Source organism: Leptothoe sp. EHU-05/26/07-4 (assembly GCF_043421015.1).
GTDB classification, from domain to species: domain Bacteria; phylum Cyanobacteriota; class Cyanobacteriia; order Phormidesmidales; family Phormidesmidaceae; genus Leptothoe; species Leptothoe turfae.
Window position 1 is genome coordinate 1067634 of the sequence record NZ_JAXSQV010000002.1, and the last position, 24739, is coordinate 1092372.

General features: G+C 47.8%; 22 protein-coding genes and 1 pseudogene. 9 read left to right on the forward strand and 14 right to left on the reverse strand.

What is annotated here, in order from left to right:
* Positions 1-39 precede the first annotated feature (39 nt).
* The gene (locus U2F10_RS06330; protein ID WP_499057543.1) at positions 40-1326 is read left to right on the forward strand and encodes a carboxylate--amine ligase; all 1287 of its coding nucleotides are present in this window, start codon (positions 40-42) and stop codon (positions 1324-1326) included.
* 202 nt (positions 1327-1528) lie between these two features.
* Here U2F10_RS06330 and U2F10_RS06335 read toward each other — a convergent pair whose 3' ends face one another.
* The 4 genes and pseudogenes from U2F10_RS06335 to U2F10_RS06350 form a co-directional block, all read right to left on the reverse strand.
* Positions 1529-2518, reverse strand: a complete 990-nt coding sequence (locus U2F10_RS06335) for a glycosyltransferase family 2 protein (protein ID WP_499871348.1) — start codon at positions 2516-2518, stop codon at positions 1529-1531.
* A 221-nt stretch (positions 2519-2739) separates the two neighbouring features.
* Positions 2740-4416: an alkaline phosphatase family protein gene (locus tag U2F10_RS06340; protein WP_499871350.1), complete on the reverse strand. Its 1677-nt coding sequence runs from the start codon at positions 4414-4416 to the stop codon at positions 2740-2742.
* A gap of 191 nt (positions 4417-4607) precedes the next feature.
* Positions 4608-4742, reverse strand: a pseudogene (locus U2F10_RS06345) (transposase); the annotation flags it as partial.
* Between the two features lie 102 nt (positions 4743-4844).
* Entirely contained in the window at positions 4845-5003 is a 159-nt protein-coding gene (locus U2F10_RS06350) for a hypothetical protein (RefSeq protein WP_499871352.1), read from the reverse strand.
* Positions 5004-5213: 210 nt separating this feature from the next.
* Between U2F10_RS06350 and U2F10_RS06355 the strand changes: the two genes are divergently transcribed.
* Entirely contained in the window at positions 5214-5411 is a 198-nt protein-coding gene (locus tag U2F10_RS06355) for a hypothetical protein (RefSeq protein WP_499871354.1), read from the forward strand.
* Positions 5412-5498: 87 nt separating this feature from the next.
* On the opposite strand, the gene U2F10_RS06360 is transcribed toward U2F10_RS06355, so the two are convergent.
* Positions 5499-6401, reverse strand: a complete 903-nt coding sequence (locus U2F10_RS06360; RefSeq protein WP_499871356.1) for a hypothetical protein — start codon at positions 6399-6401, stop codon at positions 5499-5501.
* Positions 6402-6808: 407 nt separating this feature from the next.
* Positions 6809-9169, reverse strand: a complete 2361-nt coding sequence (pcrA, locus tag U2F10_RS06365) for a DNA helicase PcrA (RefSeq protein WP_499871358.1) — start codon at positions 9167-9169, stop codon at positions 6809-6811.
* Between the two features lie 95 nt (positions 9170-9264).
* Between pcrA and U2F10_RS06370 the strand changes: the two genes are divergently transcribed.
* Positions 9265-10080: an NAD-dependent epimerase/dehydratase family protein gene (locus U2F10_RS06370; protein WP_163671865.1), complete on the forward strand. Its 816-nt coding sequence runs from the start codon at positions 9265-9267 to the stop codon at positions 10078-10080.
* A 26-nt stretch (positions 10081-10106) separates the two neighbouring features.
* Here U2F10_RS06370 and U2F10_RS06375 read toward each other — a convergent pair whose 3' ends face one another.
* Positions 10107-10637 (reverse strand): hypothetical protein, encoded by a 531-nt coding sequence (locus U2F10_RS06375; RefSeq protein ID WP_499871360.1) that lies wholly within the window; start codon positions 10635-10637, stop codon positions 10107-10109.
* Positions 10638-10824: 187 nt separating this feature from the next.
* Between U2F10_RS06375 and U2F10_RS06380 the strand changes: the two genes are divergently transcribed.
* The 3 genes from U2F10_RS06380 to U2F10_RS06390 all read left to right on the forward strand — a co-directional run bounded on the left by U2F10_RS06380 (position 10825) and on the right by U2F10_RS06390 (position 12792).
* Positions 10825-10992, forward strand: a complete 168-nt coding sequence (locus U2F10_RS06380; RefSeq protein ID WP_163670752.1) for a hypothetical protein — start codon at positions 10825-10827, stop codon at positions 10990-10992.
* Between the two features lie 38 nt (positions 10993-11030).
* Positions 11031-11336, forward strand: coding sequence for a hypothetical protein (locus U2F10_RS06385; RefSeq protein ID WP_163670754.1), 306 nt, complete (start codon positions 11031-11033; stop codon positions 11334-11336).
* Positions 11337-11742: 406 nt separating this feature from the next.
* Complete coding sequence (locus tag U2F10_RS06390) at positions 11743-12792, forward strand: fatty acid desaturase (RefSeq protein WP_163670756.1); 1050 nt, start codon at positions 11743-11745, stop codon at positions 12790-12792.
* Positions 12793-12997: 205 nt separating this feature from the next.
* Here the strand turns inward: U2F10_RS06390 and U2F10_RS06395 are convergent, their stop codons facing one another.
* The gene (locus tag U2F10_RS06395) at positions 12998-13264 is read right to left on the reverse strand and encodes a hypothetical protein (RefSeq protein ID WP_006519751.1); all 267 of its coding nucleotides are present in this window, start codon (positions 13262-13264) and stop codon (positions 12998-13000) included.
* 345 nt (positions 13265-13609) lie between these two features.
* Between U2F10_RS06395 and U2F10_RS06400 the strand changes: the two genes are divergently transcribed.
* Positions 13610-14473 (forward strand): WecB/TagA/CpsF family glycosyltransferase, encoded by an 864-nt coding sequence (locus U2F10_RS06400; RefSeq protein WP_163670758.1) that lies wholly within the window; start codon positions 13610-13612, stop codon positions 14471-14473.
* 134 nt (positions 14474-14607) lie between these two features.
* Here U2F10_RS06400 and U2F10_RS06405 read toward each other — a convergent pair whose 3' ends face one another.
* From U2F10_RS06405 to U2F10_RS06425, 5 genes are all read right to left on the reverse strand, one after another.
* Entirely contained in the window at positions 14608-15813 is a 1206-nt protein-coding gene (locus U2F10_RS06405; RefSeq protein ID WP_499871362.1) for a bifunctional sterol desaturase/short chain dehydrogenase, read from the reverse strand.
* A 4-nt stretch (positions 15814-15817) separates the two neighbouring features.
* Positions 15818-16102, reverse strand: coding sequence for a DUF427 domain-containing protein (locus tag U2F10_RS06410; protein ID WP_163670761.1), 285 nt, complete (start codon positions 16100-16102; stop codon positions 15818-15820).
* A 252-nt stretch (positions 16103-16354) separates the two neighbouring features.
* The gene (gene rimK, locus U2F10_RS06415; protein WP_499871363.1) at positions 16355-17263 is read right to left on the reverse strand and encodes a 30S ribosomal protein S6--L-glutamate ligase; all 909 of its coding nucleotides are present in this window, start codon (positions 17261-17263) and stop codon (positions 16355-16357) included.
* 219 nt (positions 17264-17482) lie between these two features.
* A complete protein-coding gene (locus U2F10_RS06420) occupies positions 17483-17947 on the reverse strand; it encodes an ATP-dependent zinc protease family protein (RefSeq protein ID WP_163670764.1) in 465 nt (154 codons plus the stop codon).
* Between the two features lie 69 nt (positions 17948-18016).
* A complete protein-coding gene (locus U2F10_RS06425) occupies positions 18017-18862 on the reverse strand; it encodes an Npun_R2479 family HD domain-containing metalloprotein (RefSeq protein ID WP_006519745.1) in 846 nt (281 codons plus the stop codon).
* A gap of 671 nt (positions 18863-19533) precedes the next feature.
* Between U2F10_RS06425 and U2F10_RS06430 the strand changes: the two genes are divergently transcribed.
* Both U2F10_RS06430 and U2F10_RS06435 read left to right on the forward strand, forming a co-directional pair.
* Complete coding sequence (locus tag U2F10_RS06430) at positions 19534-20904, forward strand: efflux RND transporter periplasmic adaptor subunit (RefSeq protein ID WP_499059974.1); 1371 nt, start codon at positions 19534-19536, stop codon at positions 20902-20904.
* Positions 20905-20918: 14 nt separating this feature from the next.
* Positions 20919-24044 carry an efflux RND transporter permease subunit gene (locus tag U2F10_RS06435; RefSeq protein WP_499871365.1) on the forward strand — a complete coding sequence of 1042 codons (3126 nt, stop codon included), beginning with the start codon at positions 20919-20921 and terminating at the stop codon, positions 24042-24044.
* 256 nt (positions 24045-24300) lie between these two features.
* On the opposite strand, the gene U2F10_RS06440 is transcribed toward U2F10_RS06435, so the two are convergent.
* On the reverse strand, positions 24301-24735 hold the full coding sequence (locus U2F10_RS06440; protein ID WP_163695726.1) for a hypothetical protein: 435 nt from the start codon (positions 24733-24735) through the stop codon (positions 24301-24303).
* Positions 24736-24739 lie beyond the last annotated feature (4 nt).

Sequence of the window (24739 nt, forward strand, 5' to 3'; positions counted from 1 at the left end):
GTTTTAGAAGAATCTCCTAATTATTTAAGATCTCGTCCTATGGTAGCTATTAGCTCATCTACCCAAGCTCCAATTATGATGACTATGGGAGATTATGGGGGAACCCTCGCAGTTGTGAGGTCCTATGGGAAGCACAATCAGCCTACATTACTGGCTGATCCTAAGACTTCTACACTTACCCATAAATCTCGCTATCTTTCAAAGGCCCTCAAATCCCCACCAGTAGAAGATTTTGAGAGTTTTGTTAACTGGCTAATAGAGTATGGCAAACAAAATCCTGGCGCGTTTCTCTACCCGTCAAGTGATGATATGACATGGTTGATCTCTCGGTATCGTGATCAGTTAAGCGACTATTACAAGCTCTACAGCCCTGATGTTAAAACCATTTATGCGCTGCTGAATAAACCAGAGCTACATGCGATCGCAGAAAAGCTAGGGATTCCTGTTCCCTCTACAGTTGCGCCCACATCCGTAGAAGACCTCAAGGCGCAGGCTCACAAGCTTAGGTATCCAGTATTGATCAAACCTAGAACCCAAATTGGCATGTTGCGACGCCAAAAGGGTCAGGTCTGTGAAACGCCAGAAAAATTACTGGAAATTTACCCAGACTACCAACAAAAATTTTATTACCACCCTCTTCTCATTGACTTTGACCCAGAGGTCAATTGGCCCATGGTGCAAGAATTTCATGCAACCGCCGGTCAAAATACCTACAGCGTCGCTGGTTTTGTTGATGAAAGCCAAGAGATATTCCTAACCCGTGCATCGGCTAAAGTTTTACAATTTCCTATTCGTGTAGGCGTAGGACTCTGTTTTGAAAGCCGTCCTCTGAATCCTAAGGCCATAGACCATCTCAAAAATATCTGTAGAGAAGTTGGCTATTACGGCGTATTTGAAGCCGAGTTTATTGTGCATGGCAACCAGCTATTGTTAATGGACTTTAATCCAAGATTCTATGGGCAAATGGCCTTTGAATTAGAGCGTAAGTTACCATTAGATCAACTAGTTTTAGCCTATGCCAACAATGATTCTGAATATGGCAAAGTTATTCAAAAACAAGATCAGACATGGGACCATCACAAAGTTTATCGTTTTAGTAATCGATGGCGCTTGTGGTTGATTTTGACAACTCAAGCTGTTGTGGGGCGTTTTTCTTGGGCCGAGCGTCGTAAGTGGCTAATCTGGGCCGGTCACACAGACACTGGCTGCGATCCGGTCTACACAGATGATGATCCGAATCCTCGTCGTGCTGATATCCTATCGGTGGTCAAAAGCTGGATCAAGCATCCTCGTAGTACATTTAAGACTTTTTTTGCAGATCTTTGATGGCCACGATTGTTTCCAGTCGCTACTAGTAGGTGCTAAGTTAACAGTATGAACTACTTGGAATCACCTAACTGATATTGCTCATCACATGCCTAGCAAGAGCTGATGCTGCCGTTGTTAGGCATTAAATTTCATCCATATAACAAGTTGAACCGCGTAGTCACCTGAGGCAGAAGACTGCGCATTTTAACATGACTAGAGCTTAGCTAAACTTCTTGTATACTTTAGTCTTAAAAAAGATAGCACCAAAGTGTCTAGAGAGTGACTTTGGCACTTCTGATAGTAGGGTTTGATAAAATAAAGGATATTTCAGAGATTCTAACCCAGCTCTGAAGAGTTTTCCTCGCTTGAGAAAAGCAACGACCTTATAATAGTCTTTTAGTTTTTTCGTCTCTTTAAGCTTTAGATTTAACGCATCAACCAGCTCTATATTTTGCTTTAGATAACTAGCTTCATCTTTGAAAAAACGCCTGACCGCTGCACATTCTTCATTTAGTCTTTCAACTTTGTTGGTGCTGGTCGTTAATGCACCATCCCTAGACCGATAGTAATAGTAGGGTTCTGGCAACAGCAGAAATTTTGCACCTCTCACCAAGCAGTCTAAGTCTAACCAAAAGTCCTGTGAAACTTTGATCTCTGGCTTATAGGTGATATTGTTCTCAACGAGCAACTGTCTGCGAAAAAGTGGCTTGCTGAATCCTAGCTCTAGACCTTGTCTGCCCTCAATATCAGAGAGGACAAACGACACAGGATTAATAGCGAGAACATCAACAATAGATGGATCATGGTACTTAATCATTGTTGTTCGAGGTTCTGTTTCTCCATCTTCAATGATGTAAAAATCATCCGCCACCATATCTGCTTGATTTTCCTTCGCAAAGGTTAAAAGTCGCTCCAATCGCTCAGGTGCATACCAATCATCAGAATCTAAAACCGCAACCCAATCTCCAGTTGCTTCTTGCAGAGCCCGATTTCGCGCAGCCCCTGCCCCTCCATTTTGTTTTTGACAAACTAACTTTAACCGATCATCCTGTATTCCTTTAAGAACCTGGACAGTTCCATCTGTAGAAGCATCGTCAACAACTATGATCTCAAAATCCTCAAACGTTTGAGACAAAACTGAGTCAATCGCTCGCTTAATATAGGTTTCAGTGTTATATGCAGGAACTATAACTGATACTTCTGGCTTCATAATAGTAGTGTGAACTTATCTAAGTGTGTCTGCTCCCAATAGAAAAAGTGACTGGTGGCCAGTAACCTGACCACCGGGTAGATTAGGATTCTAAAAATACTTTAGTTTCTACACAGGTAACCTACCTGTCTATGTCACGATTATCTCCTTAGCTGTCGTCACTAAAAAACATTGGTCAGAACGATGAAATAGAAACTTGGGGTTGCGATCGCAGCCTATATTCACACTACAGTGGTAATTGCTTTAGAACGGGAAGAAGCAAACAAGGATTTACCATCAAAGTGCTCTGGAATGGGTGCACCCAAGGATGATAGGAACGTAGGCGCTAGATCGACAACGTGACCATTTTGCAACGTTTCACCAGCTGGAATTGCGGCACCCTTAGCCACAAAGAAACCACGAGAACGATGACCACCAGGACGATTAAATGTCACTGGGCCAATCCGTCCTAGAGTAGGGCTATCGACCACATCGGTTGGTAACTCGTGCCAAACAACCACCAAGTCTGCATCGGGTAGAGTTGGATTATCGTCCAACGGATCCTGACGGGTGCGTAAGACTTTTTTCACCAATGGCTGGCCCGTACGACCATCAGTCAGCTCATACAGCATGGCTGTAATATCTTCACATAGTGCATCGTACTCATCAGGAGTGACCTTGCCATCTCCCTCTCGTCCCTGCAAATTAATGCGAATGTGACCATCCGCAAAGGCAGGCAGCGCAAAGGCTTTCATGTCTGGCCATAGGGGAGAAAAGGCCATGCCAGGCATCCATCCTAAGTGAGGCTGAGTAGACTGTAGCAATCGTGGTGATGCCAATCCATCCTGGGTTTCACTTAACCACTTCTTAGGTGTCCAAGTATTAATCAATCGCTTGACCGGATTAGGCTCATTAATCTTGCGCCAAACCTCATCTGGCCAGGAGCGACGAATGGGTCGCTTAATGGGTGGAGGTGGTGTGGTACCTAGCTTACCGGGAGCCAGCCCCATCTTACCTGGGAAGTTAAACCGATACATGACTTCTCCTAGGAAAAACATGCTTAACAAATCTGTGAGGTTGGCCCCTATCCCGTGGACAGAGTAGCAAAATACCGTTGCATCCTCTGGAGCGGCAGCTAGGATTTCACCAATAGCCCAGTCAACCTTCTTATAGATGGTCAACAGTGGGTCAGTTTTGCCACGGCGATAGGTGTGCAATGGATGATCCGGTTGGCTTTGATCGTACAGGTCATGGCCAGCGGAGTGGGTATCACCAAAAGTGGTCAAGAATAAATCCCAAGAGTCTCGCTGGAGCAGATCTTTACAGACATCTACTCGCTTCTCAATACTTTCCTGAAGAGCCGTTTGAATCCAATTTACGTAGGTAGGGTCCCACCAGCGACCGTTATCGTTATGCAATACCGGATTACGACCATGCTTTTCGACAATGTCAGAAAACAGTTCTTGGGGTTGAGAATGGCTTTGAACAAAGGGAAAGTGGCCGCCCCAACCCAGGATTTGTGCACCTTTAACTTGGTCACACAGGGCTGAAACTGGAATATCAAATGCTGCGACTCGATAGTCATCGCCTAGCGCATAAAAAGGAGAAAAGTTTTTATAGTCATAGCCACTCTCGACTTCGTCACACACGACGCTGTAGCTTTCTGGAGAATATTCTATAGTGTCCCAGAAGCCTGTTTTATTGGGATAACAACCCGTGGAAAAAACCACCCAAGATGGTTCTGTAGAGGAAAATTCTGCCTCGCCGCTAACATAGGGAACCGTATTTGCTAGCCGACCATAGGTGCCTTCTTTTCTCAGTCGGGCAAGGTTAGGTAGCAGCCCTTGATCCATCCAGGGCTCCAGTAGGGTAGGATCCGCTGCGTCTAAACCAATACCAATAACGGGTGTCTTTGTCATAAGATTAGTCGGGACAGATAATAGAGCTAGGATACAAATACTAGATGCGCTAAACAGAGAAACTGTTTGCCATCCAGGGTGTTATTAATCAATAAAAAACACTAAGGGCTGATCCCTAAAGTTAAGCTGAAGAAATCAGCAGATGTACGGAGTTTTTGGAATCTAGGGGGTCTTATGTCTGGATCTTCGATAACAATATTGCTTAACAGACATGCTCGGTTTTGGAAGCAGATGGTGACAAAATAATTTCCTGGTGTGGAATAGTCGTAATGTTTTAGACGAATAGATCGACGATGATGTTTGTCTAGATTGTATTTGGTGGGCATCATATGGCAATGGATAGGTAATCCAGAATTCCCCCATAATCATCCCTAAATACCGAAATCCTGTAGGGGCAATGCCTCGTGCTTGCTCGTCGATCACCTGCGCTAGATACCGATGGTGCGCTCATATTTGCCGTCTACCATAATCGGATAATCAAAGGTCGGACAATCAAAGGGTTGAACAATGGCATAGGTTATCCAGGGCACCCACAAGGGGATGCCCCTACCCACTACACCAGGGTCTCTGTCATTATTCCTCGTCATTTGGGATACTGCTCACGGCTGTGGATTCTGAACTTGCAATTGAGATGAGTTGCCGTCTTGGGCGATGTTGCACAGTCAACTGACAGCTGTTGAAAAGCTTATGGTTGATGGAATGCTGGAACCTGCATTACTTTATCTTTGGGGTCCACTTCAGGGTTACTTAGAAAACATGCCATAGAACAGAATTTGCCAATTGATCGTCTTCCTCCTGTGAAGCTATTGAATCATATGTATTCCAGTGGTGAGATATCGATGGATGAATTTGATATGATTCGAGCAGTGATGGAAAAGCGGAATCGGGCAGCCCATGGGCTAGTGGTTTCTTTAGCAGATCGCGAACTTGAGGAACTGTTGACAACAACTAATTCTCTAATTAAAAAATGGCAAGAAGAGACCTCGTTTTCGTGAAATTCTTTCAAGTTTTTAACGAATGTGAACTTAGATATTATTATTTTCTTTTCAGAGTGTTATCTTTGTGTAGATTTTTCCATGTGTTTAAGCATAAAAATCTGAAGACTCGCTAGTAACAAATCTACTAGAGAAATGCATGTTGTGGTTTCTAAAAACCAACATTTTTCGACGCTGAACAAAGTCATTAAATATATTGGTAGAATCTACAATTTTATCTAATTCGTTGACCACTATTACTTGCAAACCCTCCTTCCATCCTGTGCGTTTCTTATGTTGTTGGAGTTCTTTGGCTAAAATTGATTCTAAGGGTAATAGATCAGGAGTGATAGCATCACGAATACTACGATGGATATTACCTAGCGAGTCCATATACTGTCTTATCAACGGAGTTAGTTCAACTAATTCGCCCATATCTTCTAACTCTTTCAGTATTTTCGCTTTAAATTCTTTATTGTTTTTGAGCTGTTTAGGCATGATTTTAGGGGCAGTAGAAATTTTCCTGAAAACTTTAGACTGCTCTTCTACACGTCTGATTCCGTTTGTTAGCTGTTGAAAGGGAATATCGTAATGCTGAGAATGATTTCGAAGAGCACAGATTACCCGATAGCCAGGACGATTGGAATCATATTCCTGAGAAGTTAATTTTTTGACTATTTGATATTTTTGAGAGTCCTTAGAATAAATTTTATGGATAGCGTGTTCTAGAACACTTACGTACAGAGAACCACTTGACAATAAATTAATAACTCTACGATTTACTAGAAAAACTTCTTCGACACTTGCACACCAAGGATTTTCAAATTTTTCTTGTTCAGAATAGTTTTCTGGGAATATAGCATTCTTGAGGCTAATTTTTATGAGCTCGTTTTCAAATTCAAAATAATTATCAAGCACTAAGTTCAGATGTTCTTCAATAAACATTGCTTGAAGCAAATCAGTCTGAGCCTTAATTAAAGACCGATATTGTTCTGCCGGAATTTCAGACACATACTTTTTAAGGCCTATTCCTCTGAGACAGTATCGAAGCATTAGTATTCAGACAATTAGATAGTCGACAATTACAGATCAGAGCCTTTTAAGTAAACGATTCTACCTATGATGTTTAAAGTTGGTTGTTGCCATTTCGAGTTTTGGATAATACATTCTCTAGGAATAAAATAGGCTGGGTTTACCTGTCGAAAGACAGTACCTAGATCATAGGCTAAATCACCCACTAGCCTGGAATGTTCTCTACGTGGTTTAGGTATTGTGATGACCCACACCTTGCCTTAAATCATAACGATTTTCTAAATTCTCTGGATACCAATCCATGAATTCATCAGGCGTTGTTGGTGCCCTGTCTATGACTAAAATCATCGTGAAATCGCATCTCTGTTACAACTTGTGCAATCTAGCTACTCAACTCTAGTCAATGTAGCTGCTCTTGGATCAATAATTTTTTTACCTAAGCCAGGAAACTTAATTGCTAGACAAATCTTATTGCCAGCACCAAAAATGTGAGTGATGGTGCCTTCGCCAAAGGCACCGTGTATGACCTTTTCACCCACACCCCAATCATCCTCATGGGTTCCCGGCTTTTGTACTTTGGGTTCAGGATTTTTGAGCTGTGCTGTGCGCTTAGGTGTCAACTCTAATCGAGGTAGCGCCGTCGCCGTATTGGCCAGGATGTAATCCTCCGGCAGTTCGCCTAAAAACATTGAAGGTGTGGCAATCTCTCGCATATTCCCGTACAAACGCCGTTCCCGCGCATAGGTCAGAAATAATCTCTCCTGAGCGCGGGTAATACCCACATAACAGAGGCGTCGCTCCTCTTCGATGGCGGCGGCATCATCCAATGATCGGAAGCTCGGGAACAACCCCTGTTCCATCCCCACCACAAACACCACTGGAAACTCTAATCCCTTCGATGAGTGCAACGTCATCAGGGAAACTGCATTGCTCTGCTTATCATCGTCCATATCTGAACTCAGCGCAGCACTGGCCAAAAATGTCAGCAATGTGGCATCTTCGTTCTCTTCTTCAAACTGGATGACGGCGTTATATAACTCATTAACGTTCTGGATGCGATCTAGATCTTCATCAGTGCCCTTATCTCTCAAAGCCCGAATATAGCCAGAGTCTTCGATCACCTCCTGCACTAATTCTGAAGCAGGCACGGTTTCTACCCGTTGCTGCCAGCCCTGGATCATAGTGGCAAAGCGGTTAACTGACTTACTGGCACGACCGGCTAAGGTTTTTACGGATGTGTCATCCGACAGAATTTCCCACAGGGGCATCCCTAACTCACCAGAGGCCTTTTCCAGATTCTCCATGGTGGTTTTACCAATGCCACGTCGGGGTGTGTTGATCGCCCGCTTGAGACTTACCGTATCGGCTGGATTGGCAATGAGTCGTAGATAGGCGAGGACGTCCTTAATCTCACGACGATCATAGAACTTAAGGCCACCCACCACTTTGTGGGGCACACTGTAGCGGGTGAGCACCTCCTCAAAAGAACGAGACTGGGCGTTGGTGCGATACAGAATCGAAAAGTCTCCCCACTTTAGCTCAGGATTCTTGTCTATGGAAATGCGAATCTGGCTCACAACATAGTCCGCTTCGGCTCGTTCATCGTCGGCTTTATAGCAGAAGATAGATTCCCCTGTGCCCCTGGTGGCTCGAAGAACTTTATCGATGCGCTCGGTGTTGTTTTCAATTAGATGGTTAGCGACTTCGAGAATGTTCGAGGTGGAGCGATAGTTCTCTTCTAGCTTCACCATTGTACGGGTGTCGTCATCCGATAGCCCATCACCAAAGTCGCTCTGGAAGTTCATCAGAATGGTGAAGTCGGCAGCACGGAAAGAATAAATAGACTGATCGGCATCACCAACGACAAATACAGATCGCTGATTCCAGTCTTCAAAGACTTTTGTGGTGGGGGCATTATTGGTGGCAAGTAGCCGCAACAGATCGTACTGGGTGCGGTTGGTGTCCTGATATTCGTCCACCAGCATATGGCGAAAGCGGCGGTGCCAGTAGCCCAACACTTGCTCGTTCTGCTGAAACAGCAAGACCGGAATGCGGATCAGATCATCAAAGTCGAGGGCGTTGTTTTGGGCCAGTCCCTTTTGGTAATGGCGATACACATCAGCGATGACGCGCCCTTTAAAGTTGGGGTTCTCCTTCTCGTACTCGTCAGGATCGAGACCCTGGTTTTTGGCATTGCTGACGGCGTATCGGACAGAGCGGGGATTAAACTTGCGGTCGTCCAGATTGAGGGTACTGACGACGATATTTTTGACCAGGCTCTGGGCATCGGATTCGTCAAAAACTGTAAACGCTTTGGTCCAGCGATGACCGGCACGGCTTTGGTATTTTTCGATATCAAAGCGCAAGATACGGGAACAGAGGGCGTGGAAGGTGCCGATCCACAGGTCTTTAATAAAAGTTTTGTAGACGTAGGAGCGCAGCTGGGTTTGCTCGTAGTCGGGCAGCAGGTGTAGGGGCTGCCCGTGGCGACCGAGGGCTTCCTGCTCGGCAAACAGCTTTTCGATGCGCTCTTTCATTTCCTTGGCGGCCTTATTGGTAAAGGTCACCGCCAGGATATTTTCGGGGTCCACACGGTGGTTGAGGATCAGGTTGGCAATGCGGTAGGTGAGGGCACGGGTTTTGCCAGAACCGGCCCCGGCGACCACAAGCAAGGGTCCACAGAAATGTTCGACGGCCTGACGTTGAGCGGCGTTGAGCTGACTGAGGAAATCGGCTGGTGTGGTCATTGTGGCAGTGGGTTAGGGGAACGGCGGCCGGGTGATGCGCTGAATCAGTATTCTAATGTAACGGATCTAGTGTGGATGGGAGCGGTTGTATGGTCATAAATGCAACGATTATTGGCTGTGGCTATGTGGGTAAGGAGGTGGCTCGACTGTGGCAGCAGCAGGGCCTGAGGGTAACGGTGACGACGACCAGCCCAGAGCGTGTCGAAGAGTTACAAACTGTGGCGGATCGCGTACGGGTGTTCAGGGGAACGGAGCCAGAGGCGGTGCAGGATTGTTTAGTGGATCAGCAGGTGGTGCTGGTATGCGTGGGGTCAAAGCGCGGGGCGAACTACAAAGAGACGTACCTGGGAACGGCAAAGACCCTGGCGGAGGTGCTACCGAATACGCAGGTGCAGCATCTTATATATACAAGTACGTACTCTGTGTACGGTCAGCATCAGGGGGCAACGGTCACTGAAGCGACGACCGTAAAGCCTGCAACAGCTAATGGTGAGGTGATTGCGGAGACGGAACAGACATTGCTGGGCTTAGGGGGGGTAAAAGTATGTGTGTTACGGCTGGGAGGAATCTATGGACCGGGCCGGACATTGGAGAGGATTTATAGTCGGGCAGCGGGTCAGACGCGACCGGGCACGGGCGGTGAGTGGGCAAATTGGATTCATCGGGATGACATTGTGGGGGCGATTGATTTTGTGCGATCGCACGCCCTCTCAGGCATCTATAACGTAGTGCAGGATGAGATTCCAACGGTTAAGGAATTGATTAATGAGGTGTGCGATCGCTACAATTTAGCCCCAGTGCACTGGGATCCATCGCAGCCTAGTGCAAGAGCGTACAATGCAAAGGTTTCGAATGCAAAGATTAAGGCGGCAGGATACCAGTTCGTACATCCGCAATTTTTTGATTCGTAGGGGCACTGTAACGTTGCAGCACATACCTATTGCACATTCACATTAATCACCGACCCATCCTGCGGCCCCAAAATCACCTCCAGCGGTCTCTGATCCGCATGGGCTTTAACGGCTTGACGGTAGACCTTATAGCTAGTGGGTAGAGTTTTCTGCTGTCCGGGTTGATCCACCGTCAATGTATAGTCAACGGATTTGATCAGCTCAGGTGATTCGGGCTGCTCGTTTTCGCCCTGGCGAGCTTCAACATCATCCACGGTAGGTTTGGGGGGAAGTTCGGGCCACCAGAGACCTTCGTTATCTGGACCGGTAACGGCCAGGCCAGGTCGAACACCATTTTGGTTTTCTAAGGAAGTGGAGGCGAACTTTTCGAGCCGGGTGTCGTTGGGGCGATCGCGACCGTCGGCGCGGTTGTAGCGTACTTGCCAGGTATAGGTAACGGTGGCATTAGCACTATAGTCGGTGGTGGCAAAGTTGGTTGTGACGGGTTCACCGCAGGCTGCGATCGCAACTAAACCACCGATCAATACAGAACCCAAATATTGTCTGGCTAACACCATCGCTTTTGCTTTACGTGAAAGTACTCATCCTATCAAGTAAGCCATGGCCCATTCTCCGCAATACACAGGAATGTTCACTTATAAAATCGCACCTGGACGTATCCTTAACCCTACGGATGCATTTGTGATTTTGAGAGCCCTATCATCAAAAAGTCTTAAAGGATTTTAAAGAAAGTCTCTAAATTTTATGGATAACAACCTCACCCATGCTCTGCAACAGATGATTTTTTCCTATGGTTGGCGGGCAGTTCTCGCAGAGTTAGCTCAGCTCTCCATTGACCAAGGTCAGCATACTAATGCTGATTTGTTGTTGCAGGTCTCCTATGATGGTCCTAAACATCCATTGGTGCGTTAAATCCGCCATCGGTAAGTTGTGCTGACCTAATGTTAACCATGTTAAAAAAGTTGTGTTTGGCAGGAGAATTACTGGGCCTAGTATTGTTATTCAACTTGTTGCTAGTTCCAGCTATCCAGGCAGCACCCTTATGCCGAACGGTGGATAATCACCAGGTTTGTGTTCTAAAAATCACCCGGAGTGCTAAATATTACTGGGAGTACCGAGCTGTGGTGCAGGTAGACGATACCCGTCGTCCCATGGGTCGGTATAACTGCCATACCCATGAATATATCCGCCGTGATGGTCAGCCCGTAGCCGATGATATTGCGACCCAAGTCATCTGTGCTTTTTTCAAGTCCTAGGGGTTTGACTGTGGTCACCTGATGCAATCACCCCCTAAGTTAGGGATGACCAAGATAGGCATTACTTACTACATATTTATTGATTTGTGGCATACCGAATTAAACAATGAGGCATTTATATTCAATGCTCAAAGGAACTCCATTGACACCTTTCAATTCATCTGAGAACGCAACCACGCCATAGTAGAATCAAAACAATTTGTTAAGCAGCTCTAACAAATATTAAGCAGAGCTGCCCTCCCCGTTGCAGGGGGGTTGGTCCGGCGCATGGCAGCCGTTTCCGGTTGTAGTGTGCTTTTTAGTGGCGTTGTAAATGGCTGCTGAGGACTGCTAACCAAAAACGTCCCAGCACCACCTGGGCGGTAGTTTGCAACGACGATTGTCAATTCAGAGCGTGGAAAATTTTATGACCGCAACACTTGATAGGTTATCAACCGATCGGCTTTCTGATGGGCCGTTGGCTAATGTAACGCTGAGAGATGTGATCAACACCATACCGAAGGAGTGCTTTAAGAAAAATTCTCGCAAGGCATGGCAACAGGTGGGTCTAAGCGTTGTAATGACGATTTTAGGGTATATTGCGATCGCCCTATCACCTTGGTTTTTGCTCCCTTTTGCCTGGTTCTTTGCAGGTACAGCTCTAACGGGTTGGTTTGTCATCGGGCATGACTGCGGTCATCGGTCCTTTGCCAAACGTCGTTGGGTTAATGACATCGTTGGTTACATCTCCTTTGCTCCCCTAATCTATCCCTTCCACCCTTGGCGACTACTCCACGACCATCACCATCGCCATACCAATAAGCAAGATGTCGATAACGCTTGGCATCCCTGGACTATCGATACCTATACATCAGAAAGCAAGTTCATGCAGACGGCTTACTGGCTAATGCGTGGACGTCTTTGGTGGCTGGCTTCCATTATTCACTGGGCCGGCATTCACTTTAATCTAAATAACTTTGCTGAGCGGGATAAGCGTAAGGCTCAAGTATCCATTGCGGTCGTTGTTATATTTGCAGCTATTGTTTTCCCCACAATGATTGCCACCTTAGGTGTTTGGGGTTGGGTCAAGTTCTGGTTGATGCCCTGGATAGGCTATCACTTCTGGATGAGCACCTTTACGCTGGTACACCATACAGCGCCTGATATCCAGTTTTATCCTGAGGAAACCTGGAATGAAGTGGAATCTCAATTGGCCGGTACGGTTCACTGCGACTACCCTAAATGGATCGAATTGTTATGCCACGATATCAGCGTCCATGTGCCCCACCATATTTCTACAGGTATCCCAGCCTATAACCTGCGTATGGCTCACCAAAGCTTGAAGGATGCTTGGGGAGACCGGGTGCATATTCGTGAGGAAAAGTTCACCTGGAAATTTATGCGCAGCATCATTGACCATTGCCATCTCTATCACGCTGAAAAGGCCTATGTACCGTTCAAAGCCGTTCGTCGGTAATAGCCCAAGCTATTAAGTTCCAAGCGTCGATAGCCTTAAATAAGGCCCTGGAATATGCCGGGGCCTTTTTGCTGAACGGGCATCGACCAGCATTTCGTATTAAAGGTAACAAAATAAAGAAAAATGCCTAAACAAATGACATTTAAAAATTAATTTTGTCTATCAATGTGGCCCAGTTTAATCGTATTAATAGATAGCAAAATTATTAGGGTTTTATATTTACTCCAATTTCTTTGAGGGATTTTTCAATTTTTGATAAATCCATCTCTGACACACTTTCTGTCAAAGCACTGATTTGAGCGGACATTGTCAATGATGCGGCCACCTGAAGTCGCTCACCCACTGTCATCTTTTCGCCAAAATTACCAAGTAGCCACTCATCAAAACGACGGAAGGCAATAGTGGTATCGTAAAAAGCTGTATCGGTTACGCTGGGCATTGTCACGCTCTCTTGGGTGTTTACCGAGGCCATAGTTCTCAGGGTAAAATGCTCTTAGGATGAGCATTCCAGTGGCGGGTCAGATTACCTAGCCCTTGAGGATTTTACATAAGTCAATACTTAGCGTGCAAACGCTGCATAGTGCCAAACGTCTAATCCTCATATGAATAATACCCTGGGTCACAAGGTCCTTCAGGCTAATTTCAATCTCCCTATTACCCAAGCAACCGATGCGCCTAAACAGGTACCTCGGGCATTAATGAATGACGGTGACGCCTAATTTGCATCAAACATCCAATTATTTTAACTAGGAAACTGCCAGGTGACATTTACCGGCGACTGGGGAACATTCTAGTCAGTGCACTTCCCTAAGTTCCCATGAGTCAGCAGGTTCTACAGAGGCCTACGCCCTCTGATTATAAGCGTCTGTTTCGCGTCGCTGTTTTAACTTCCACAGCGGCTGGAATGCTTGAGCGGCAGCGTGCACGACTGCGCGAGCGGGTCGAAATTTTAGGGGTGGAAATTGATAATATCTCTCAGCGTCAGTTTTTAGCAGAGCTCACAAGAGGCGTGATTTTCACACCGAATGTGGATCATCTGATGAAGCTCCAGGACGATGCTGAATTTCAGGAAGCCTATCGCCAAGCAGATTACAAGGTATGCGATAGTCAAATTTTGATGTATGCATCTAAGTTGTTGGGCAAACCCTTAAAGGAAAAGATATCAGGGTCTGACTTACTCCCTTTGTTTTGCGATTATCACCGCAACAACCCAGGCATCACAATTTTCTTCCTGGGAGGTGCCAAAGGTGTTGCCAAACAAGCCCAAGTGAATATTAATGCCAGGTTTGGACGAGACATGGTGATTGCAGCCCACTCACCTTCTTTCGGTTTTGAAAAAGATGAGGCTGAATGCCAGTCAATCATTGACATTATTAACGCCTCAGAAGCTACGGTTTTAGCTGTGGGGGTGGGCGCGCCTAAACAAGAACTATGGATCGCAAAATATCGTAGCCATATGCCCAAGGTAAAAATCTTTATGGCGGTCGGGGCCGCCTTAGATTTTGAAGCAGGCAACAAACCCAGAGCACCGCAATTGTGGAGCAGTTTAGGCATTGAGTGGCTATATCGACTAATGTCTGAGCCTAAACGCTTGTGGAAACGCTATTTACTAGATGATTTACCGTTTTTTAAGTTATTGCTTAAACAGAAGCTTAAACAGGTTACGAAGGGAAAGGAGTAGGGGAGTGTTACTGGTTATTGGTTATTAGTTAGCTGTCGACATGGCATTGTGTCTGCGGAGTCACCAATAGCCATCAACCAGTAGCCAATAACCAATAACCAATAACCTCAGAATCTAACCTCCACCCCTTCCAATTACCGAATATTCTCCCCCTTAGAGAACAGCTTAAAGTAGAGCGACTGCATTATTTCCTTAATCGGAAACATGACATAGGTAATCGGGTTGATCGTGACGATAATGTTCCGAATATCTCGCTTAGCTAAAGCAACAATTGCGCCTGCAACCCAGTCAGCCGACATCACACCCACGGGGTTTAACTGGCTCTTAAATGGCCCCAGCACAAGTTTACGAATCACACAGGGTGAATCTTGACGGCGCAGGGTGATTAGATCTCCTAGCAGACGTTTTGATGTTTCGTATAGCGGGCTGAAAGCAGGATTTACCTCAGCTTCAGAGGTATTGATCCACAGCTCTTTCGTGGCAGGACCTAAGCGATTGTCCACAGTTTCTAAAAATACCTCCATCAATCGCCAGGCAGAGAGCGCGTTCACGTCAAGGGACTTGGCGATCGCATCTGCCGACCGCTCACCGTGCACATTGACCCCATGGTTAATTACCAGGATATTTACTCGGCTTAAGGCCTCCTTGAGTTCGTTTTCATGGCCTGAACGCCAGGGAATGACCTTAACAGCCCCTTCAATAACAGCATCCGCCGCTCGGCTGATGGCGATTGGCTTTGCCCCCTGGGCAGCCAGACGTTTAATTAGGGCACGTCCCAGGGTGCCAGAGGCCCCCGTCACAGCGACAGTTTTGCCCTTGAGAGACAGTGCCGTACCCATAAGCTTGTCCGATAGGGTGAAGTAGCCTGAATAGTAGGCAGTAGTTTCATCAAAGTGATGCCGCCAGTGATACGCACGGTTAACAAACCATACCCGAGGTGGCGCATTGAACGGACCTGGCTTGTGGGTCAGGTCCGTGCTACGAAGAAACCCTTGCGATCTCAACAGCGCTGCGATCAAGAAAACAGCACCATAGAGAAATCCTAACCAAAATCCCCATATGGGAGTGAAGAGCGCCAACAACGCCATCACCGCCATCATCACCAGCGCCTCAGGCACATCGTTATAAAGCTGAGCCTTACGGTACAGCTCATCGCTCACAACAGAATAGTCCTTACGATAGACTTTGTGATGCCAATTATGGAGTTGAATAAATGGTGGCCAAAGATGACCTACCACATGGTAGGTATCTCGCACCATCTCTACGAGCAATAAAGACAATAAGCACCATAAGCCTTGGAGCAGCCAGCCTGCTTCAAAGCTGATAACAACATCCCCCACAGAATTAAACCTCTACAGTGACACCGCGCCAGAAAGCAACATAACCTTTGATATTGTTAGCCGCTTCCTTAGGGTCTGCGTAGTACCAAGCAGCATCTTTGTTTTGTTGGCCATCCACGTCAAGGGTGTAATAGTTCGCCACCCCTTTCCAACCACAGGTTGTAGTCTTAGTGCTCGGCTTAAAATAGTCCATATTCAAGGTCTCAGGTGGGAAATATTGATTCCCATCAACCACCTCACAGTTGTCACTCTCGGCTAGCACAGCCCCATTCCAAGTTGCCTTGGGCATGACTCTTGTCCCTTCAGTGTTGCGAATTGTTTCGTATCTGATGGTAAATCTTAATCGAACTAGATGGAAGGGGAGTGGCAGGGAGAATAGGGCGTGGGGCATGGGCAATGGGCAGTCAATAACTTGCCCTGAGCCGGTTAGGGGAAATTTTAACTACTTGGTTTTGAGTGACTGAATTACCTATACTGGTCGCAACGGATTGAAGGTCAGCAGCTCAAAACTTAAAATTCACAACTTAAAGCTCTTCATCCGCTATTTCCTTTTCTCCTCCTGAGCTTTGCGCTTGATTCGCCATTGTTGTTCTAGATACTGAATAATTTTGCTGGCAATATCGATATCTGTTGCCCGCTCAATGCCCTCTAGTCCGGGGGAAGAGTTAACCTCAATGACAACAGGTCCTTGGCTAGACCGCAACAGGTCCACACCCGCCACTTTAAGCCCCATGGCCATGGCAGCCCTAACGGCAGTATCTCGCTCTTGATTGCTGAGTTTGACACGGCGTACGCTGCCACCCCGATGAATATTAGAGCGAAATTCACCGGGCGCTCCCTGGCGTTTCATGGATGCCACGACCTGATTATTGATAACAAAGCATCGCAGGTCCTGGCCTTTGGCTTCCTTGATATATTCTTGGACCAAAATATTGGCATCCAAACCGCGAAACGCCTCAATTACAGACTTTGCCGCCTGGTATGTTTCTGCTAAAACAACACCGATTCCCTGGGTACCCTCCAGCAGTTTAATCACGAGCGGGGCTCCCCCCACCAGCTCAATGACTCCCTCTGTATCTTTAGTGGAATGGGCAAATCCGGTGACCGGTAATCCCACCCCTTCCTTAGAAAGCAATTGCAAACAACGTAGTTTGTCACGGGAGCGCGCAATGGCATCAGAGCCGTTGGCACTGAGCACCCCCATCATCTCAAACTGGCGCACAACAGCGGTGCCATAGAACGTGTAGCTAGCACCAATACGTGGAATCACCGCATCAATATCGGTCAGGGGTCTGCCTTGATAAATTAACCGAGGACTATCAGCTGTTATTTCTATGTAGCAACGCATATGATCGATGATTTTCATCAGGTGACCACGTTTGTTGCCTGCTTCCAATAGCCGGCGGGTGGAGTACAAGGACGCATCACGGGACAGCACACCGATTTTCATAGGAAGCGCAAACTGAGTAAAGGCACCGAAAAACCTATTTAATCTATGATTCCATAGAGTGAGGTTGGAGAGGGCAATTGGCGATGGAGAATGGGGAAAAGTTCTTAGTTTTGAATGCTGAGGTCTGAGGTCTGAGTGTTGAGTACACGCCCCTGGCCAGGTTCATACCAGCAAAACAGCGATCACTGAAAATTCAAAATTCCTACTGTATACCTCCTCCTATATTGACTCTTCACTCTTTGACAGCCTCCGACTGCTCTGCAAAAACGAATGACCAGGGTGGACTAAGAAGCGATCGCGAATGGCCTGACGCCCCAGCAACATACGAAATCCCATCACATCTCGATTGGCAAGGGTAAGCTCAATGGGCCAGGTGGCACCGCCAAGAGATACAGCGGTGAGCACCACAGGGCGTTTTTCTGTGTGGCCACCGGAATCCGTCACCGTCCGTTGGCAAAGGAGTTTTGCCTCGGCTTGCACCAGCTGCCGATCATCATGCTGAACCGGAGCAATTTGGAATCGCACTTTTTGGATGCCACCGGCATCAAACTGTTCAATGTTGATGGCATGGATCGACGAGGAACGAGCCCCTGTGTCTACTTTTGCCTTAACACTGGTGATCCCAAATTCAGGTAGCCTCACCCACTCACGCCACCCAATCAGTGGCAGCTGTTGGGACTCCATCTATTCCCTATGCTCCGATTGCGTACAACACCTTGCTCACTCTATGACAGGTGGTGCACGAGACAGCCATCACAGGGGTAGCAAATCCTGCTCATATTCAACGATGAAGACGTTGGAGTAAAGGTTAGCAATAATTTGCTTCCCCTCTTGAGTTAGAGCTAGATAGCGTAGACTGTCATGGATATAAGGGTGAACAACTCCCCAGTAAAACTTAGGATAGTTACGGCGCAGATCGTGGGGAGTTTCATATTTCAACTCCTTATTTTGACCCGTTTCGGCAAACTCATAGAATAGGGCACTGATCTTTTTGAGGTAACGGGGATCACTCAGCTGACCAATTAAATCTGCTGCTCGAATTAACCCTGGATAGTTAATTGTGTCTTGATGGTCCTCTTCTTTAGGTACTGGAAAGCGAGTGAGTTCAATACTATGTTGAATCCGTTTAGCATCAATCCGCTCATTGTTACCAAAACGTTCTGCGACAAATAGCTTGCCACGGTCAACGTGATAGGGTGTCAACGCCGCATCAGTGGCACCGGGAGTAAGTTTAATCATATCGCCATGGCCCGTGGCATATAGGTGTTCATGGTCAAGGTCGTCACGACAGACACCTTTGACATAGCCAATGTCATGGCAAACCAGGGAAATGATGAAGTGCAGCCAATCTTCAGCGGTGACACCTCCTTCGCGGGTATGTTTACCCCTGAGGATTTCTTGACCCACCAGTGTGACTAAAATAGTATGCTCGACATTGTGGTACAGGGCATCGCTGTTGGCAATATTTTCAAGGGCCATGCTGCCAGCCCAAGCAATAATTTCTTCGTAGTCATGGTGCAGCCCACCGTAGGTGCGTCGATAGCCAAGACGTAGTTTTTCAACAAAATCAGCGATTAGAATCTCGGTGACATTGAACATGGTAAGGGCTGCTTTTATGGGAGGAAATAAGGGCACTGCGTTTAAAGCTGAGCTAACGCTAACACACCGTAGGGCTACCCTTATATAGCCAAAGGTACTGTAACGGAATGTATGCGCAGCGCAGGTTGCATATGGTTTACTGACAAAAATTTAAAATTAGATATTGACAGCCTCTCCCAGCCTGATCCCACTGCTATATCCGAGGTCTTCTCTACAAAAGAACTCCAGGGTGTGGGCAAGGATTGTCTGGCTGCGATCGCAGGTGCGCATTTTTTCAATATGCACTGACTAAGCTACACAGCACGCCATGACACTGACTGGCATATCGCGGATAGATACCTGATGCCGACATGGGCGGCAGTATAGTTAGAAATTTTGCCCCATGCCTGACGTTAGGGTGCCAAATAAAACTGTCACTGGCTGTGATCAAAGTCATGCAAGGATACGCCATAATGGCAACAGGTTTACATTTGTTAAAGATTTCTACTGTTGCTGATCTAGGGGATACATAGCTCTGTCTGCATTGCCCCGGATCGTTATTTTTCAGATTCAAGCCTCCCAGGCTCAGCAACGTCAGATTTCTTATACAGGCATCCGATAAACAGGGGCCCTGTTTACAGGGGGTCCTGTAAACAGGGTTGTCCTTTAGTTGTACTGGTATTTTCTAGGCTGTGACGTATCGAAATTTTCAAGACGACCCTCAACTCAAAGAATCTACCAATGGTCAGTATGCGAATGGTGCTGCTTTGATTAATGCTTCACCCAAGCAGCGCTCTGCCCTGGTGGGGATACGGGGTTTAGGACTGGGACTACTGCTGGGGATTGGGGTTTCCTTTGTGGGAGGGAGACTGCTATCACGGCCAGCATCTGAGCCAGCAGAAATTCCAGCCGCAGCCACTACGGTGGATCCATCTGGCGCTACCAGTGTGACTGCACAACGGCTGCAATCGGCCAATATTCAACAGTCTTTAGCAGCTACGGGAACCGTACAAGCATTTGACTTACTACAGATTTCTCCCCAAGTCAGTGGCTTGCAGATTCGTGATGTGCGAGTGCGCGCAGGCGATCAAGTGAGTACAGGACAAGTGTTAGCCGTTCTGGATGATTCAGTACTGCAAACTCAGATTGCTCAAGCTCAGGCCAACTATGCCCAGGCAGAAGCACAGGTGGTGCAAGAGCGGGCAGAGCAGGCCCAGGCAGAAGCAACGGCTGCCGAAGCTCAGGAAAACTTTAACCGCTACCAGACCCTCTACGAACAAGGGGGCATTAGTTCACAAGAGTTAAACAGCCGCCGCACTGAAGCCATTACGGCTCGCGAAGCCGTCGGTGTGGCCAAAGCCGCAGTCCAAAGTGCCCAAGCCACCGTAAACAGTCGCGGTGCCGAGATTAGCCGCCTAGAGACCCAGTTAGGCCAAACCGTCGTCACAGCCCCGGCGGCTGGTCAAATTGCTGAGCGACAGGCCACGGTTGGGGATACATCATCCACGGGCACCGCTCTATTCACCATGGTCCAAGACGGTTTATTGGAATTAGTGGTGGATCTACCTCAACGGCAGCTGTCTAATATTCAGGTCGGCACTCCGGTGATGGTGACCGCCTCAACCAACAACCAAATTAAGATATCGGGGTCTGTGCGTTCTATTGAACCTTTAATCGATCAACAAACTCGCCAGGCAGCGGTCAATGTCAGTCTGTCGGCCAATAGCGAATTACGCACAGGGATGTTTCTACAGGCCGAATTCATGACGGGTCAACGCACCGGCATGGTGCTGCCAGCGACGGCGATACTGCCCCAGGCAGACGACACCTTTAAGGTCTTTACGGTGGATGAATCAGGAGCGGCAGAGCTGGTCACCGTCACCGTTGGAGCGCGACTCCCGGCAACCGCCAATCAGCCGGAACGACTGGAAATTTTATCGGGGCTAGATCAGGGTACCCAAGTGATTGTGGAGGGGGCAAGCTATTTGCAACCAGGCGATCCGGTATCTGTTGTGTCATCGCCCTTTACAGACCCATCAACTCAAACCACCCCAGCGGAATAATCGGAGACTAACCCATGAATTGGAATATTTCTGAGTGGTCGATTCGTCGACCGGTGCCGACGCTGGTGTTGTTTTTGGTGCTGACCTTATCAGGCTGGTTGTCGTTTACCCAGTTAGGCATTGATGCCAACCCGAATATTGATATTCCGGCAGTCATTGTGTCGGTGAATCAGCTGGGAGCCGGTCCAGAAGAGATGGAAACCCAGATCACCAAAACGGTGGAGGATGCGGTTTCTGGCCTTGGCAATATCGACAATGTGCGCTCGACGGTAACCGATGGTAATTCCACCACGGTGATCAGTTTTGACCTGGGGGTGGATACGGAACAGGCCACCAACGATGTGCGAGATGCCGTCACCCGAGTGCGGGCTGAACTGCCTCAAGATGCTCAGGAACCCCAGGTACGACGTCTCAAATTTGAAGGCGGACCGATGCTGACGTATACGGTCAGTTCTGGAACACGATCGGTGGAGGATTTGAGTGACCTGGTGGATCGCACCATTGCGACGGAGTTGCTGTCGGTAAAAGGTGTAGCCCAGGTACGCCGGTTTGGTGGGGTGGATCGCGAGATTATCGTCGATCTCAATCCCAATGAGCTAGACGCTCTCGGTATCACTGCTACCCAGGTCAACAATCAGATCCGTAATTCCAATATCAACCTGCCCGGTGGTCGCAGCGACATTTTGGGCCAGGAACAGGGCATTCGCACACTGGGTAGTGCACCCACGGTGGAACGTCTACAGAATCTGGGTATTCTCCTACCCGATGGCAATACGGTGCCTTTAAATACTTTGGGAGCCGTTGAGGATGACTTTGGTGAAAAACGGCAATCGGCTTATTTAGACAATCAGCCGGTGGTGTCGTTTTCTGTATTTCGCAGCAATGGCAGTCTGTTAGTAACGGTGGAAGATGGGGTGCAAGATGCGATCGCAACCCTTACCGAAACCCTCGACGACGTCGAATTTGACCTGATCTACACCCGTGCCACCGACGTTCGCGATTCCTATAAAGCCTCCATTGATGCCCTCATTATTGGCTCACTACTCGCAGTTATTGTTGTTAGCGTTTTCCTACGCAACTGGCGCACCACATTAATTACCGCCACCGCCCTACCTCTTTCGATTATCCCCACCTTTATTGTTCTGCAATCCCTGGGCTATACCCTCAACAGCATGACCCTGCTGGCCCTCACCCTGGCGGTCGGCAACCTGGTGGACGACGCCATTGTAGAAATCGAAAACGTAGAACGGCACATCGACATGGGTAAACGTCCCATGCGGGCGGCCATGGATTCTACGGCTGAGGTGGGGTTAGCGGTGGTGACCACCACGGCCACCATTGTGGCCGTATTTTTGCCCGTGGCCTTTATGGGTGGGGTGCCCGGTCAGTTTTTCCAGCCCTTTGGCGTCACCGTAGCCGTCTCCACCATGTTTTCTACCTTGGTGGCCCGTCTGATGACCCCCATGATGGCGGCCTATTTGCTGAAGCCAAAACCAGTGCAAGAAAAGTCTCCCGGTCAAGCCGATGGCTACCGAGCTGGAAATATCTACGTACCCAAGGGGCTATTGCCCTACTTTCGACTGGTGCGGGGAGCACTGCGCCATCGAATTTTAACGGTAGGCTTAGCCATTGGCTTTTTCATTGCCAGCCTGATGTTGTCGCGGTTTATTCCCACCAGTTTGTTTGCCGCCGGTGACACGGGTTTATCTAGCCTGGCCATCGATCTACCGCCGGGCAGTACCCTGGCCAAAACAGAGCTGGTTACCCAGTACGTGAGTGATCGGCTTAAAGCAAATCCCGCCGTAGATAGCGTATACATTTCCCAAGAGCCCGCCGAAGCCTCAGCCGTAGCTCGACTAAAACCCAAACAAGAACGCCTATCGCGAGGCCAGTTTGAAAACGATATGCGCCAGGTGCTACGACAGATTCCCGGTGCTCGCATTAGTTTTGAAAACCAGGGTGGCGCGGGTGGTAGCGGTAAAGCCCTGGAGGTGACTTTGCGCAGTGACAATCCTACGGCTCTAAAGGCCACGTCCGATGCCCTCACCCAGGAAATGCGCCAGATTTCTGGGTTGGTGGAGGTGAGTTCCAGTGCCAACCTGGTACAGCCCGAGATTTTGATTCGCCCTGATGTGCAACGGGCAGCTGACTTGGGTGTAACAGTCAGAGACATTGCCAGCACCGCCTCCCTGGCCACACTGGGCGATGCCGAATCTGATCTGGCGGAATTTGATGTGGGCGATCGCCAGATTCCTATTCGGGTACGGCTAGCCTCAGAGTTTCGCAATAACCTATCCACATTAGAAAACCTCAAGGTTCTCAATAACCAGGGACAGCTGGTTCCTCTGATTGCCGTCGCCGACATCGAGTTTGGCAGTGGCCCAGCCCAGATTGATCGATTAGACCGCTCCCGGCAGGTCACCATTGGTGCCAACTTAGACGGCATCACCCTGGGTCAAGGGTTACAGCAAGTTTATGCCCTTCCCTCCTTTGTCAATCTCCCCGCAGGGGTTTCTCAACAACCCTCCGGCGATGCCGAAATCATGCGAGAAGTCTTTAGCCGGTTTGGTATTGCCCTGGCGACGGCGATTGTCATGATCTACGCAGTACTAGTCTTGCTGTACAACAGCTTTATCTATCCCTTTGCGGTGATGGTCGCTCTGCCCTTGTGTATTGGTGGGGCACTATTGGGACTGATGATTGCCCAGAAACCCTTGGGGCTGTTTGCCTTGATCGGCATCGTTCTGTTAATGGGTCTGGTGACCAAAAACTCAATTCTGCTGGTGGACTATGCCCTGATGGCCCGAGAAAAAGGAATTGCCCTCCGGCAGTCGGTGATTGAAGCGGGTCTGACACGACTCCGCCCAATTTTGATGACCTCTATTTCCACCATGGCAGGCATGGTACCCATTGCCATGGAGTGGGGTGCTGGCGGTGAAACCCGTAGCCCCATGGCCATTGCCGTTATTGGTGGTTTCTCGACAGCCACCCTACTCACCCTGGTGGTGGTGCCGGTATGTTTCACCTTTATCGCTCAGTTTAATGAAGGTATTGGCTCTCTGCTAAGGCGGCTAACGGGGCTGGGTCGAGAGGAAGATAGTGATGAGAAACCAGAGGCGATCGCAACTGGTGTGAAATAGTTCTCGCAACACCATCAACAACGACAAACAGTGAACCAGGGATCTGGTTCACTGTTTTTTAATAGCAACCGACACAATCACCCTCTGAATATGAAACGGTGATCTCTCTTGAAACAATTGAGACAGCATTTAAGAATGGACACATGAAGATGTAAAAAGATGCAAATCCCTGATTTTCAGATGTGCAAACTCAACAAAGATATTGTTCTTCTATATCAATCTCGCATGTTAATCCATAGGATTTCCTGACATTTTTTCAAAACACATTACGAACGCCAAAGGCTTCTTGGACAGGTTGTTGCAAAAAGTAATAGATATAGAAGCCACTAAAGGCCACAGCTGCCAAACTGATGGGGTTGACCATCAGTAGGCCCCCTAAATTGCCAAAAATACCCAGGGCCTGCAGCATTAGATTTAAGTACCAGGCCCATGACTGTAGCGCCCATAGGCCAATTGCGATCGCAGCGTTCGCCAATGCCAGCACTAGAAATATTCCCCCCATCACTTTAGGAAACGTTTCTATGACCTCTGGAGGCAGTTGCTCTAATAGCCCCGACATCTCAGGCTCTAGACGCATCTGCTCTAGAATTATTTTGCTTAGAAAAAAGGCAGCAATCCCCATCAGACCTAGCAATATGGCCTGTAAACCATCAATAATGGCCAAAATTGTCACACCTACGGGTCGTTTCATAACT